At 69.8% G+C, this 14010-nt stretch carries 13 protein-coding genes; 8 read left to right on the top strand and 5 right to left on the bottom strand.

Translation table 11 applies throughout. The features are described from left to right. Window positions 1-139 precede the first annotated feature (139 nt). The 7 genes from ABTX78_RS19555 (at window position 140) to ABTX78_RS19525 (ending at window position 8576) form a co-directional block, all read left to right on the top strand. On the top strand, window positions 140-1408 hold the full coding sequence (locus ABTX78_RS19555; protein ID WP_352208018.1) for an ABC transporter substrate-binding protein: 1269 nt from the start codon (window positions 140-142) through the stop codon (window positions 1406-1408). Between the two features lie 201 nt (window positions 1409-1609). Beyond that, on the top strand, window positions 1610-3283 hold the full coding sequence (locus tag ABTX78_RS19550; RefSeq protein WP_352208017.1) for a glycoside hydrolase family 13 protein: 1674 nt from the start codon (window positions 1610-1612) through the stop codon (window positions 3281-3283). 37 nt (window positions 3284-3320) lie between these two features. Next, complete coding sequence (locus ABTX78_RS19545) at window positions 3321-4652, top strand: ABC transporter substrate-binding protein (RefSeq protein WP_352208016.1); 1332 nt, start codon at window positions 3321-3323, stop codon at window positions 4650-4652. Window positions 4653-4662: 10 nt separating this feature from the next. Then, window positions 4663-6000, top strand: a complete 1338-nt coding sequence (locus tag ABTX78_RS19540; protein ID WP_352208015.1) for an ABC transporter permease — start codon at window positions 4663-4665, stop codon at window positions 5998-6000. After that, a complete protein-coding gene (locus tag ABTX78_RS19535; RefSeq protein ID WP_352208014.1) occupies window positions 5997-6935 on the top strand; it encodes a carbohydrate ABC transporter permease in 939 nt (312 codons plus the stop codon). Before ABTX78_RS19540 ends, ABTX78_RS19535 begins: the two co-directional genes overlap by 4 nt. Window positions 6936-7169: 234 nt before the next feature. After that, window positions 7170-7541, top strand: a complete 372-nt coding sequence (locus tag ABTX78_RS19530; RefSeq protein ID WP_352208013.1) for a VOC family protein — start codon at window positions 7170-7172, stop codon at window positions 7539-7541. A gap of 288 nt (window positions 7542-7829) precedes the next feature. Further along, complete coding sequence (locus ABTX78_RS19525) at window positions 7830-8576, top strand: class I SAM-dependent methyltransferase (protein WP_352208012.1); 747 nt, start codon at window positions 7830-7832, stop codon at window positions 8574-8576. A gap of 278 nt (window positions 8577-8854) precedes the next feature. Here the strand turns inward: ABTX78_RS19525 and ABTX78_RS19520 are convergent, their stop codons facing one another. The 4 genes from ABTX78_RS19520 to ABTX78_RS19505 form a co-directional block, all read right to left on the bottom strand. After that, on the bottom strand, window positions 8855-9295 hold the full coding sequence (locus ABTX78_RS19520; protein WP_352208011.1) for a pyridoxamine 5'-phosphate oxidase family protein: 441 nt from the start codon (window positions 9293-9295) through the stop codon (window positions 8855-8857). A gap of 42 nt (window positions 9296-9337) precedes the next feature. Then, window positions 9338-10807 carry a DHA2 family efflux MFS transporter permease subunit gene (locus ABTX78_RS19515; protein WP_352208010.1) on the bottom strand — a complete coding sequence of 490 codons (1470 nt, stop codon included), beginning with the start codon at window positions 10805-10807 and terminating at the stop codon, window positions 9338-9340. 99 nt (window positions 10808-10906) lie between these two features. Next, entirely contained in the window at window positions 10907-11392 is a 486-nt protein-coding gene (locus ABTX78_RS19510; protein ID WP_352208009.1) for a MarR family winged helix-turn-helix transcriptional regulator, read from the bottom strand. Between the two features lie 519 nt (window positions 11393-11911). Continuing rightward, on the bottom strand, window positions 11912-12061 hold the full coding sequence (locus tag ABTX78_RS19505) for a recombinase family protein (protein WP_352208008.1): 150 nt from the start codon (window positions 12059-12061) through the stop codon (window positions 11912-11914). 179 nt (window positions 12062-12240) lie between these two features. Between ABTX78_RS19505 and ABTX78_RS19500 the strand changes: the two genes are divergently transcribed. Beyond that, the gene (locus ABTX78_RS19500) at window positions 12241-12420 is read left to right on the top strand and encodes a hypothetical protein (RefSeq protein WP_327685898.1); all 180 of its coding nucleotides are present in this window, start codon (window positions 12241-12243) and stop codon (window positions 12418-12420) included. A 372-nt stretch (window positions 12421-12792) separates the two neighbouring features. Here the strand turns inward: ABTX78_RS19500 and ABTX78_RS19495 are convergent, their stop codons facing one another. Beyond that, window positions 12793-13791, bottom strand: coding sequence for a helix-turn-helix domain-containing protein (locus ABTX78_RS19495; protein WP_352208007.1), 999 nt, complete (start codon window positions 13789-13791; stop codon window positions 12793-12795). Between the last annotated feature and the right edge of the window lie 219 nt (window positions 13792-14010).

Genomic DNA, 14010 nt, shown 5'->3' with positions numbered 1-14010 from the left:
CTCTTGTTGCTCGGACGCGGGGTGTGGTTCGTGCCACCCGCCTTGTCTGCCTGGACGTCTAGTATCGCCCATGCCTAACGGGTATACATAGGCCACATTGGACGGCGTCGTGGCCGGATCGGTGTACCGGGAGGAACCTATGCGGTGGATGCATGCCGCGGGTAGGGGGCTCCTCGTACTCGCCGTGCTGCTCGCCGGTTACGCGGGTTTCGGCAGCCGGGCCGGCCCGGCGGGTGACGGCCGCGGTCCCATGACGCTGGTGACGGCGGGCGATCTGACCGAGTACCTCGGTCCGCTGCTCGACGACTGGAACAGCCGGCATCCGCGGGAGCGGGTGTCCCTGGTCGAGCTGCCGGACTCGGCGGACGAGACCCGGGCGCAGATGACCAGCGAACTGCGCTCCGGCAGCGACCGTTTCGACGTGCTCAACATCGATGTCGCGTGGACCTCGGAGTTCGCCGCCGCGGGATGGATCTCTCCGCTGGAGCGGGACGGGTTTCCGCTGGACAGCTTCCTTGCGCCGGTGGTCGACACGGCCACCTTCGATGGCCGCCTGTATGCGGTCCCGTATGTCACCAATGCCGGATTGCTGTACTACCGCAAGGACATCCTGGAGCAAGCGGGTGAACAGCCGCCCTGCACCTGGGCGGAGCTCGCCCGGCAGGCCAGGACTCTCGCCCCCCGGTACGGCCTGGACGGCTATGCGGGCCAGTTCCTTCCGTATGAGGGACTGACGGTGAACGCGACCGAAGCGGTCCACTCGGCGGGCGGTTCGATCCTCCGCGACGACGGCGCCCGGGTCACGGTGGACTCGGCGGCGGCCCGCGACGGGCTGGAGTTCCTGGCGAGCGGGGTGCGGGAGGGGTGGATCTCCCCCGAGGCCCGTCACTACAAGGAGGAGGAGTCCCGGCAGGCCTTCCAGGACGGCCGACTGCTCTTCCTGCGGAACTGGCCCTATGTCCATTCGGAGGCCAACGCCCCCGGGTCCCAAGTGGCGGGGAAGTTCGGCGCGGTACCGCTGCCCGGTCCGGACGGTCCCGGCACCAGTGTGCTCGGCGGCTCCAATCTCGCCGTGAGCAGTCACTCGCGCCATCCGGAGTCCGCCGCCGACCTGATCACCTATCTGACCAGTGAGCGCGTTCAGCGTCAGGTGCTCACGGAGGGCTCGCTGCCGCCGGTGCGCGCGGACCTGTACGAGGATCCCGCGCTGATCCGGGCGTACCCGTATCTGCCCACGCTGCGGCAGAGCGTGCTGGCGGCCGAGCCGCGTCCCAAGAGTCCGCGGTACGACCAGGTGAGCCTCGCGGTGCAGGCCGTCGTGCAGGACGTCATGGCGCTGCGGCAGACGCCCGGACAGGCCACGGTGCGACTGTCCCGCGAACTGGGTTCCATCGCCCGCGGACAGTAATCCCTCTCTGCCCCTCTGAACGGCTCACTACTTACATGTTATGTAACGAGCGTTCTTTGTAATGCGGAGATAGTCGGGCATAATCGGGCTGGTTTAGGCGACTTCGTTGACACCCTGCCGTCATCGCTACTTAACATGCAGGCATCACAGCGCACCCGATCCGGGGCGCACTCGCATCCAGCAGGAACAGGTCGACGCGAGATGCTCACCACCCTTCCGGCCGCCCCAGGCCGCACGTCCCGCACGACCGCCGCATGGTGGCGCGACGCGGTGATCTACCAGGTCTACGTCCGCAGCTTCCTCGACAGCACCGGGGACGGCATCGGCGACCTCGCCGGCGTCCGCGCCGGACTGCCGTACCTGCGCAAGCTCGGCGTCGACGGCATCTGGCTCAGCCCCTTCTACCCCTCGCCGCAGCACGACCACGGCTACGACGTCGCCGACTACCGTGACGTGGACCCGGTCTACGGCGACCTCGCCGAATTCGACCTGCTGATGGGCGACGCCCGGCGGCTCGGGCTCAAGCTCCTGCTCGACATCGTCCCCAACCACTGCTCCAGTGAGCACCCGTGGTTCCGCGAGGCCCTCACCGCCGGACCCGGCAGCCGCGCCCGCAGCCGCTTCCACTTCGCCGACGGACGCGGCCCGCGGGGCGAGGAGCCCCCCAACAACTGGCGCGCGATGTTCGGCGGTTCCGCCTGGAGCCGGATCACCGAGCCCGACGGCACCCCGGGACAGTGGTACCTGCATCTGTTCACCCCGCAGCAGCCGGATCTGAACTGGCGCAACCCCGAAGTCGGCGACTCCTTCGAGGACGTGCTCCGCTTCTGGCTCGACCGCGGCGTCGACGGCTTCCGTATCGACGTCGCCGCCGGCCTCTACAAGCACCCCGAACTCCCCGACTCCGGCGACCCCGAGGCGGACGAACGCTCCCGCGACTCGGTCAACCCGCTCGCCTGGAACCAGCCCGAGGTCCACCAGGTGTGGCGCCGCTGGCGATCGGTGTGCGAGGAGTACGCCGCCCGCGACGGCAACGAACGGCTGCTCGTCGGCGAGGTCTCCGTGCCGACGGCACGCGAACACGCCGAGTACGTGCGCCCCGACGAACTCCACCAGGCGTTCTTCTTCGACCTCCTCAGCGCACCGTGGGACGCCGGGGCCTTCCGCGAGACCATCACCGAGGCGATACGCGACATCGCCGGCACCGGCTCCACCGTCACCTGGGTCCTCAACAACCACGACCAGGTGCGCACGGTCACCCGGTACGCCGGTGAGCCCGGCGTCGAGGGCAGCGGACTCGGCGCCGCCCGCGCCCGCGCAGCCGCCCTGCTGATGCTGGCACTGCCCGGAGCCGCATACGTCTACCAGGGCGAGGAACTCGGCCTCCCCGAGGTCCTGGACCTGCCGGACGAAGTCCTCACCGACCCGATCTTCCACCGCACCGGCAGCCGGGCCCGCATCCGCGACGGCTGCCGCGTCCCGCTGCCCTGGTCCGGCCACGCCTCCCCGTTCGGCTTCAGCCAGGGCGAGGCCGGCGCCCGGCCGTGGCTGCCGCAGCCAGAGTGGTTCGCGGCGCACGCCACCGACCTGGCACTGGCCGACACCCGCTCCTTCTGGCACCTCTACCGCGAAGGACTCCAACTCCGGCGCGGCCTGCCCCAGTTGGGCGAAGGCTCGCTCCGCTGGATCGACGCGCCGCCGCAGGTGCTGGCCATGGTCCGCGGCGACGGACTGATCTGCGCCGTCAACTTCGGCACCGACCCGGTGCCCGCGCCGGTCCCCGGCACCCCGCTCCTGTCGAGCGGCCCCTGCCCCGACGGCATGCTCCCCGGAGCGACCGCCGCCTGGTGGACGGGCGACTGCCCCACTGCCTGACGTCCCTCTTCCTCACCCACCCTCGGAAGGAACCACCATGCGACGACCCTCGATCAACCGCCGTACAGCGGCAGCCGCTTCGGCCGCACTCACCCTCGCCGTCGGCGCCACGGCCTGCGGCGGCACGACAGGACCGGCGAGCGGCGGCAAGACCCTCGACGGCCAGACCGTGACCGTCGCCGGCGTGTGGACGGGCAGCGAGCAGAAGAACTTCCGCAAGGTGCTCGACGCCTTCACCGAGGAGACCGGCGCCAAGACGGTCTTCGTGCCCACCGGTGACAACGTCTCCACCTTCGTCGGCAGCAAGATCGAGGGCGGCAACGCCCCGGACGTCGCCATGGTCCCGCAGGTCGGCGTGCTCCAGCAGTTCGCGAAGGAGGGCTGGCTCGCTCCGCTGTCGAAGAAGGCGGCGACGACCGCCACCGCCAACCTCGCCTCGGTCTGGAAGGAGTACGGGACGGTCGACAAGACCTACTACGGCCTCTACTTCAAGGCCGCGCACAAGTCGACCGTCTGGTACAGCCCGAGCGCCTTCGAACAGGCCGGCGTCGCGGAGCCCAAGAGCTACGCCGAGATGGTGAAGACCGGCCGCACGATCGCCGACTCCGGCCTCCCGGGCTTCTCCGTCGCCGGCGAGGACGGCTGGACCCTCACCGACTGGTTCGAGAACATCTACCTCTCCCAGGCAGGACCCGAGAAGTACGACCAGCTCGCCGCCCACACCCTGCCCTGGACCGACCCCAGCGTCGTCAAGGCCCTCACCACGCTCGGCGAGGTGTTCAAGGACAAGCAGCTCGTCGCCGGAGGCGCGGCCGGAGCACTGCGCACCGACTTCCCCGGCTCCGTCGAGCAGGTCTTCGGCCCCGAGCCGAAGGCCGGCATGGTCTACGAGGGCGACTTCGTCGGCGGCATGGCCAAGGACGACTTCGGCAAGAAGCTCGGCGAGGACGCCAAGTTCTTCCCGTTTCCCGCCGTCGACAGTGGCAAAGCGCCCGTGGTCAGTGGCGGTGACGCCGCCGTCGTGCTCAAGGACGGCAAGAACCAGAAGGCGGCGCACCAGCTGCTGGAGTTCCTGGCGACTCCCGAAGCGGCTTCCGTGTGGGCCGGCGCCGGCGGCTTCCTGTCACCCAACAAGGACGTCGACTTCGCCTCGTACGGAGACGACACGACACGCGCCACCGCCAAGTCGCTTATCCAGGCCGGTGACTCGGTCCGCTTCGACATGTCCGACCAGGCCCCGGCCGCCTTCGGCGGGACCAAGGGCACAGGGGAGTGGAAGCTCCTCCAGGACTTCCTGCGCGACCCCTCCGACCCCAAGGCCACCGCGGCGCGGCTCGAAGCCGCGGCCGCCAAGGCGTACAAGGGCTGAGGCAGCGATCATGGCTGTCCTCGCATCCGCCCGCGCCGCGAACCCACGGCGCCGCGCCCAGCTCAAGAAGCGCAACATCGCTGTGGTGTTCGTCCTTCCCGCGCTGCTGCTGCTCGGTGCACTCGTCGTCTACCCGGTGCTGTTCTCCGCCGGCCGCAGCCTCTTCGACGCCAGTGGTGACCGCTTCGTCGGCGGTCAGAACTACGCCGAGATATTCAGCGACCCGGCCACCCTCAAGGCCATCCGCAACAGCACCATCTGGGTCGTCGTGGCCCCGGTGCTGCTGACCGGCCTCGGGCTCGTCCTCGCCGTGCTCACCGAGAAGGTGCGCTGGGCGACCGCCTTCAAGCTCGTCCTCTTCCTTCCCATGGCGGTCTCGTTCCTGGCGGCCGGCATCATCTTCCGCCTCGCCTACGAGGAGGACCCGAACAAGGGCGTACTCAACGCCGTCGCCGTCGGCGTCCACGACGCCTTCGACGACCGGTCCGCCTATCCGACGGCACGGGCCCGGCAAGGGTTCGGCCTCGCCGCCGACAAGGGCGGCTCGTACCGTACGGCCGACGCGGTCGCCCCCGGCACGTCCGTCACCCTGGGATTCGTCGGTGTCGCACCCGACAAGATGCCGGCCGAGGCGGAGCCCGCACGGTCCGCCGGCCCCGCGGCACCCGCCGCGGACGAACTCAGCGGCGTGGTCTACCACGACTTCACGCCCGGAGGCGGCGGCAGCCCGGGCAAGGTCGACCCCGCCGAGAAGGGCCTGCCGGGCATGTCGGTCGAGGCCGTACGGGACGGAAAGGTGGTCGCGCAGTCCACCACCGCCGCCGACGGATCCTTCACCTTCACGGGCCTGAAGGGCGGTTCGTACACCGTCCGTCTCCCCGCGGAGAACTTCGCCGCTCCCTACCAGGGCATCTCCTGGCTCGGACCCACACTGGTCACCCCGGCGATCATCGGCGCCTATCTGTGGATCTGGACCGGCTTCTCGATGGTGCTGATCGGCGCGGGACTCGCCGCGCTGCCACGGGACGCACTGGAGGCGGCCCGGATGGACGGCGCCAACGAGTGGCAGATCTTCCGCAGGATCACGGTCCCGCTGCTCGCTCCGGTCCTCACGGTCGTCTTCGTGACCCTGGTCATCAACGTGATGAAGGTCTTCGACCTCGTCTACATCATCGCGCCGGGACCCGTGCAGGAAGAGGCCAATGTGCTGGCGACCCGGATGTGGCTGGTCTCCTTCGGCGGCGGCAACAACCAGGGGCTCGGCAGCGCCATCAGCGTCCTCCTTCTGCTGCTTGTCGTCCCGGCCATGATCTTCAACGTCCGGCGCTTCCGAAGGAGCGGAGCATGAGCGGCCACAGCACCATCGAGCGCCGGCCGTCCCCGCCGCCGGCCAAGACCCCGGCCCCCGAGCCCACCCGGGCCGCAACCCCCCGCCGACGCAGCATCGGCAGGCTCACCGGCCTGCTGGGCAACGGAGTTGTCCAAGGCGTCCTGATCATCGTCGCTCTCATCTGGATCACCCCGCTGGCCGGGCTGTTCCTGTCGTCGATGCGATCCGACGGCGACAACGCGGCCAAGGGCTGGTGGACGGCTCTGACCGACCCCGGCCAGCTGTCCCTCGACAACTACACGGCCCTGTTCGCGGATTCCGGGATCACCCAGGCTTTCTGGAACACCGTGCTGATCTCGGTGCCGACCACCGCACTGGTCGTCATCGTCGCCGCACTGGCCGGATACGCCTTCGCCTGGCTGGAGTTCCCCGGCCGCAACGCGATCTTCCTGGTCGTCGTCGGACTCCTCGTGGTGCCGGTCCAGATCGGACTGCTGCCGGTCGCCAAGCTGTTCGGCGCGATCGGACTCTTCGGCACCATCCCGGGCGTGATCCTCTTCCACGTCGCCTACGGTCTCCCGTTCGCGATCTTCCTGCTGCGCAACTACTTTGCGGAGATCCCCCGCGAAATGCTGGAAGCGGCGCGGATGGACGGCGGCGGTGAATGGCGGATCTTCACCCGACTGATCCTGCCGCTCGGCCGGCCGGCCCTGGCCAGCCTGGCGATCTTCCAGTTCCTCTGGGTCTGGAACGACATGCTGGTCGCGCTGCTCTTCGCGGACAGCGAGTCCCAGCCGCTGACGGTCGCCCTCCAGTCCGAGATGAGGCAGTTCGGCAGCAACATCGGCGTCCTGGCGCCAGGAGCCTTCCTCTCGGTCGTGGTCCCGCTGGTGGTGTTCTTCGCCTTCCAGCGGCACTTCGTCCAGGGAGTGATGGCGGGATCGGTCAAATAGCAGAAAGCGGCCCCACCGGCAGGGGGGGGGCCGGTGGGGCCGAGGAGCCCGAGCGGCCAGGGGGGAGAGGCCGCGAGCTCGGGTCGACAGTCCGTCTGCCCCCTCTTCGGCACCTGATACCTCTCGGGCGGGATTATTCTCAGGAAGTTTTCGGGGGCCCGGGACCGGGGCCGCAGACTGGCCGGCAGGCTGTTGCTCGGCGCCCGCGCGGGAGCCGTCTGATTGACTCGTGGCATGCTGCGCATCGGATCGGTCGTGATGGGGGTCTCGGACGTACGCCGCGCCGCGACGTTCTGGACGAAGGCCCTGGACTACGTGCCGCGGGACGCGATGGAAGTCGACTGGGTGGTCCTGATCCCGGCGCGGGGGACCGGGCCCCAACTCTCGCTCGGCCGCAGCGAGACACCGGTCCAGGACCATCCGCGGATCCACCTGGATCTGTACGCGGGAGACGCGGCCGACCAGGCGGCGGAGGTGGAGCGGCTGGTGTCCCTCGGGGCGCGGCGGATCGAGTGGGACAGCTACCCCGCGAACGCGGACTTCGTGGTGCTGGCCGACCCCGACGGTAACCGCTTCTGCGTGATCGACACCGGCGGCGACGCCTGAGCCCTGAGCCACAGGGGCCGGCTCGCACCGATGGGATGCGCCTGGGCTCCCGGCAGAGCACCGAGCGCCACGCCGACAGCCACCGCACCGAGGCGGACCAGCCTCTCGGTCCTGCGGTCATGCGCCCGTCTCGGCGCAGAGATCCCCCCTGCCCGCCGACGTCGCGTTCGTGTGACCCGAGACGCCGACCATTCGATCTTTGTGGCTTCTGCCAGTACGGGCCCGCTGCCGCGTATGGAGAGACTGCCGGGTGTCCGGGCGAGGACACCACAACGGGAGGAGTACGCGATGAGTGCGCAGCAGACGTACGACGAGATCGGTGAGGCGTTCGAGGGCTTCAAGGCCCTGCCGCTGGCCCGGTACGTGGAAGCGCCCAGCTTCCTCGGCATGGTCGGCGAGGTCACCGGAAAGAAGGTGATCGACCTGGCCTGCGGTACCGGCTTCTACAGCCGTGAGCTGAAGCGGCGCGGCGCGGCCGACGTCCTCGGCGTCGACATCTCCGGCGAGATGATCCGTGCCGCGGAAGGGTTCGAGCAGGCCCAGCCGCTGGGTGTGCGCTACCAGGTCGGCGATGTGGCCGACCTGTCGCCGGCGGGGGAGCGGTTCGACCTGGCGACCGCGGTGATGTTGCTCAACTACGCGGACACCGTCGCCCAGTTCGAGCACCTGTGCCGCAAGGTCCACGAGAGCCTGAGGAGCGGCGGAGAGTTCCTCATGCTCCACCAGACGCCGGACTACGACTTCTCCGGCCCGTCGCCGCGCCCCTACGGGTTCCTCACGGAGCTGACCGGCGAAGAGTGCGGCATCGGACCCCGGGTGAGGACCACCGCGTTGCTGGAGGAGGCGCCGATCACCTTCACCTCGGGGCTGGCGCCTCGCGAGGTGTTCGAGACCTGCCTCGCGAAGGTCGGGTTCAGCGAGATCACATGGGTCCCGACCACGGTGTCGCCGGCCGGGATCGCCGCGTACGGCGACGCCTACTGGGCGGACTACCGGGCCAACCCGGCGTTCGAGATGCTGCGCTGCCGCGCCTGACAATCGGATCGGACATCCTGGCGGCCCGGCCTGTGGAATCCGCCCCTGATGGGGCCGGGCCGCCGGGAAGGCCAGGGCGTCAGAGTCGATCGCTCGCGCGCGGCGCGCCGCGCGTGAGGCAGGACGGGCCCCGGCGGTAACCAGATCAAGGCCGCGGCCTACGTGGCCGGTACGGCGTCGGTCGTCGGGGTGGGGAGGGAAGTCATGCGACGTGATCCAGCCCCGCTCCGCCCTGGGCTGCGTCGATTCCTCCGCGATCCGGCGTACGTACTGCTATCTCAGTCCTGGGAGGGGATGTCCAGTGCGGTCCCGTACAGGCGGGATACCCGGATCAGGATCACCACGCGCCGGTCGGGCAGCGGCTGCTCGCCGGGGGCCGCCTCGTCGGCCGGGTCCACTATCTCCGCCTCGCCCTCCGCCACGGCGAACGACCAGACGTCCGGACCGCTGACGTGCAGTGAGGTGTGCGGGTCGCGGCGCAGCTGGCGGACCTTGAGGCGGTCGGCGGTGGAGGAGACGCGCAGTACGCGCTCCTCGGCGTTCCAGTCGTAGAGGACGGTCGACAGGTGCGGGTGGCCGGTGCTCCTGACGCTCGCGAGTACGCCGAACTGCTGCTGCCGCAGCAGCTCGGAGAGCTCCTGATCGGTGAGCACCCGGGGGGACGGGCCGTCGTTCTCGGTGGTGCCGGTGGTGGTTTCGGTGGCGGTGTTCTCGCTCATGGGGATCAGCCTTTCCGTGGTGGTGATGGGTTGGAGGGCGGGTCAGGCGGCTGCGGCGTGGGCGGGAGCCTGTGTGTCGGCGGGCGGCTCCTCGGCGGCCTGGCGCTCGGGGCGGCGCAGCATCGTGAGGGCGACGGCGAAGGCGATGACGAGGAGCCCCGCGCCCACCGCGAAGGCGAGCCGGTAGCCGCCGGTCAGCGCCTCGGCCGCCGCGAGGCTCTCGGTGCGGGAGGCGGCCAGGGTGGACAGAACCGCGACGCCGAGGGCCATGCCGATCTGCTGGGTGGTGTTGAACAGGCCGGACGCGAGACCGGCGTCCTCCTCGTTCGCGCCGGACATACCGAGTGTGGTCAGCGCCGGCAGCGCGAGGCCGAAGCCCGCGGCGAGCAGCATGACCGGGAGGAGGTCGACGGCGTAACCGGCCTGCACAGGGACACGGGTGAGAAGGCCGAGGACGCCGATGAGGAGCACGATGCCCGCCAGCAGGACGTTGCGCTCACCGAAGCGGGCGTTGAGGCGGGCGGAGACTCCCAGGGAGACGGCACCGATGACTGCGGCTGCCGGGAGCATCGCGAGGCCGGTCTCGGCGGCGCCGTATCCGAGCACCTTCTGGAGGTACAGGGCGACGAGGATCTGGAAGGAGAAGAGCGCGGCGACCATAAGGATCTGGACCAGGTTGGCGGCGGAGACGCTGCGCGAGCGGAAGATCCGCAGCGGCATCAGGGGGTTCTTCGCGGTGGCCTGACGGACGAGGAACGCGGTGAGCAGTACGGCGGCGAGGGCGCCGAGGCCGAGGGTGCGGCCCGAGGTCCAGCCGTACTCCTCGACCTTGACGACGGTGTAGATGCTGAGCATGAGGCCTGCGGTGACCAGTACCGCGCCGCATACGTCCGCGCCCGCTTTGAGGCCCAAACCGACGTCACCGGGCAGGACGCGTACGGCGATCGCGAGGACGGCGATGCCGATCGGCAGGTTGATGAAGAAGATCCAGTGCCAGTTGAGAGCGTCGGTGAGTACGCCGCCGAGGACCTGGCCGATGGACGCGCCCGCCGCGCCGGTGAAACTGAAGACGGCGATGGCCCTGGCGCGCTCCCTGGGCTCGGTGAACAGCGTCACGAGGATGCCCAGGCTGACGGCGGAGGCCATCGCGCTGCCGATGCCCTGGAGGAAGCGGGCGGCGATCAGTACGGCGGGCGAGGTGGCCACGCCGGCCAGCAGCGAGGCGGCGGTGAAGACGGCGGTGCCGGCCAGGAACATGCGCCTGCGGCCGATCAGGTCGCCGAGCCGGCCGGCCAGCAGGAGCAGACTGCCGAATGCGATGAGGTAGGCATTGACGACCCAGCTGAGGCCGGCGGGGGTGAACCCCAAGTCGTTCTGGATGGCCGGCATCGCCACGGTGACGATGGAGCCGTCGAGGATGATCATCAGTATCCCGGTGGCGACGACTCCGAGGGCGAGCCGGCGTGAGCGCGGGGCGGCGGGTGATGGCGCGGAGCCGGATGCGGCAAACATGCGGTCTCTCCTGTCAGTTGGGGCAACAGGAGGGACCGTAGCAGATGGTTTTGTTGCAGACTATTTTTTTCGGTCTTACTTTTGTGCCTCGCTTCCCGCTTACCTTGACTGGCGCGCCCGGCGGGCGGTGCGCGGGGCCTCGACAGGGGTCGACAGGCCGTCGCCGACCAGACGCTTCAGAGCCCGCAGCAGGGCCGCCCTGTCCCCGCCGGGAAGCGTGGCCAGGGCGTCGCGATGCACGCGGTCGACGATCTTCTGACTCTGCCCGGCGACGCGGGCGCCCTCGTCGGTGACGGCGATGATCCGGGCCCGCCGGTCCGTACTGGAAGGGCGGCGCTCGGCCAGACCCGCCTCCTCCAGGGCGTCTACCGTCACCACCATCGTGGTCTTGTCCATGTCGCCGATCTCGGCGAGCTGGATCTGAGTGCGCTCCTCCTCCAGGGCGTGGACGAGCACGCAGTGCATTCGAGCGGTCAGGCCGATCTCGGCGAGGGCGGCGGACATCTTGCTCCGCAGGACGTGGCTGGTGTGGTCGAGGAGGAACGACAGGTCCGGTTCGGTGCGCGCGGGCGTCATGGCGGTCATGCCTGCCAGGCTAGAGCAATTCGATCCGAGACGGATTATCCAGAAGAGACCTTGATGGAGCCCGGGTAGACCGCATCGCCCAGGCGAGCGCTACCGGTGTCGAGGGCGCCCATACCGTGCGCGGCGCAGGGATGCTCCGCGCGGCAACCTCTGCGCATCGCGGGCACCCGAAGCAGCTGGCGCACGACCACTCGGGCGAAGGATGGCCCCGTGGCGAAGGCAACAGCGACGGTTGGTCTTCACCGCGCACAAGTGGAGTTGGGGCACCTGTCCAGCAGGATCGCCCCTGCTTCTTCCTGGAGCCGGCGGACAGAGGGACGGTGCGGCACCGGGGGCGCGAGCTTGATGACCGGGGCGGGCAGGATGGGCGATCGCGGGCGGCGCGCAGCAGCTGCTCGGTGACGACGGGTGGGCCGGCCGCCGACGCCGCCGCCGGCCCGGGCTGCGGCCAGGCCCTCGCTGGTGCCCCGCACGATCAGCTCCCGGATGAACTCCGCAACCGCGCGAAGACGTGGAAGATCAGCCGGCCGCCGGCCGCCGGCCGCCGGGGGTGAGGGTGTCGAGCCTCTCGTGCGGCGAGGTGAACCCGATCCCGCGCGTGCGCAGCTCGGCGACCATGTTCATCAGGTCCTGGAGGCTGCGCGCGGCCCGGGGCCTGTAGGGGGCCACTGATGTCCGGCCGATGCGTGGCCGGTCGGCGGGGGCGCGCGGGGTGCCCGGAATTTGTCACCGTCGTCATCCGTTGAGTGGGTGACTCACCAGGAGGCATGTGCTTCTCACCCCTCTCGCAGAGGGCGGAGCGACTGCCACGGAGTGCGGCGTGAAAACCGTGCTGAGGAGGCGTTGAGATGGATCAGGAACGCAAGCCTGTCGATGCGGCGCAGGTGCAGCGCAGCCTCCGGTTCTCGAAGCTGCCGGAGCCCATCCGGCTGGAAGACACGGTTGAAGAGCGACCGGCCGGCACGCACGACTCGGTCAGCGGTGCGTACAACTCCGACTGGTGGCTCATACGCATGGGCGGCATCTGAGTCGCGTACCCCCTGGCCGGCCGGGGCTCCACGCCGATGCCGTAGAGCCCCGTCCCGACCGACTTCCCTCAGAGAGGCCTGTGTGAAGCCACGGAAGATCCTTGTCCAACTGACGTCGATCGCTGCTGCCGGTGCGGTCGCGGTCGGGTGTTTTCTCCAGGTGTTCTAGCAGCGCACGTGAGCAGTGGTGGTCGCGCCGCCCTCGTCGAAGGAGGGGGCCGGCGTTCCCGCACGAATTCGTGGCGGAAGGCAGGGGACGTCCACTTGGGCTGACCGGGTACCGCCGAAAGCCCAGCCCAGCCCAGCCGCCCAGCCCGGATCCTGCCAGCCCCCGTTGCGATCGGGCTCTGTTGTCCACCTGGATCCGCCCCGCTAGAGCCAGCCCCGACGGGCGGCGTGCCACGCGAGCTGCATCCGCGTCCCGGCGCCGACGAGAGCCATCATGTGCTGGATCCGGCGCTGGACGGTGCGGCGGCTCAGCCCCATCTGGCTGGCGATCGCCTTGTCGGCGATGCCGGCCACCAGCAGGGAGAGCACCCTGCGGTCGGTCTCCCGCAGGACCTCACCGTCCTCGGGGTCGTCCGGCCCGACGATGGTGCCCGAGGCGCTGACGTGCAGCGGCACGGCGTCCTCCCAGTAGCGCTCGAAGAGTGCGGTGAGAGCTTCCACCAGACTGCTGTCACGCAGCAGTGCGGCCGTGGGTTCACCGGGACTGCCGTAGGGGCCACCCGGCACCAACGGGCAGATGGCCGTCTCGCGGTCGGCGACGGCGAGCCGCAGGGGGAGATGCGGCACGGAACGGGCGAGTTCTCCGGCGCGCACCCCGGAGATGACGTTGTCGACGGCCCCGTCGTCGTCGAAGAAGGCCCGTTCGTACAGGACCCGGTAGCGGACCCCGCGCGCCAGGGCGTCGAACTCCGCCCGATTGCTTCCCGAGGGCATGGCCACGTACTGCGCCTTGCAGAACCAGAGCATCTCGTGGCGCGCGTCGTTCTGCAGCCGGCGCAGATGCTGGCGCAGCGCCTCGGCTCCGGTGATGACCTCGATGACATGGCCGGCGTCCTGCCGCCGGGTGCTGCGATAGCTCTCCAAGAGGTCGGCGACGGCGGCCCGGCTCTGTTCGAGGGCGTCCGCACGGCGTTGCAGATGCGGCAGCAGTGCCACGTCCGGAGGCGCGGCGGTGAAATGGAGGGGGCTCCCGTCACCGGAAATGACGAGCCCTTTGGCGGTGAGCGCCGCGAGGACGCTCTCGACCTGTTCCCGCCCGAGTCCGGTCTGCGCGGCGATTTCCTCGGCCGACGCCTTGGGTGTGATCACCAGAAGCCGGTAGACGGTCTCCTCGACCGACGTGAGGCCAGCCGCCTCCAGCATGCCGGGTCTCCAGGGCTGAGGGGTTCGCACACGACCGAGGCGAACCGGCGGATGAGATTGAAAGTTGAACTATAACTGACTGAGGTGTCGCGCACCGATGGCGACGATGGTCCTTTCGCCTCCTCGCGGACGAGGCCGGCCGTGTGGCACGCAGCGCCGAGCGGCGGATGCCGGGGCCCCACACCCCGACATCCGCCGCGGTCCGCGGGAATGTGCCTA

Source organism: Streptomyces sp. NPDC096193, assembly GCF_040302905.1.
GTDB lineage: Bacteria > Actinomycetota > Actinomycetes > Streptomycetales > Streptomycetaceae > Streptomyces.
The sequence above is the reverse complement of the archived record's forward strand: the minus strand, read 5'-3'. Positions and strand labels throughout refer to the sequence as shown.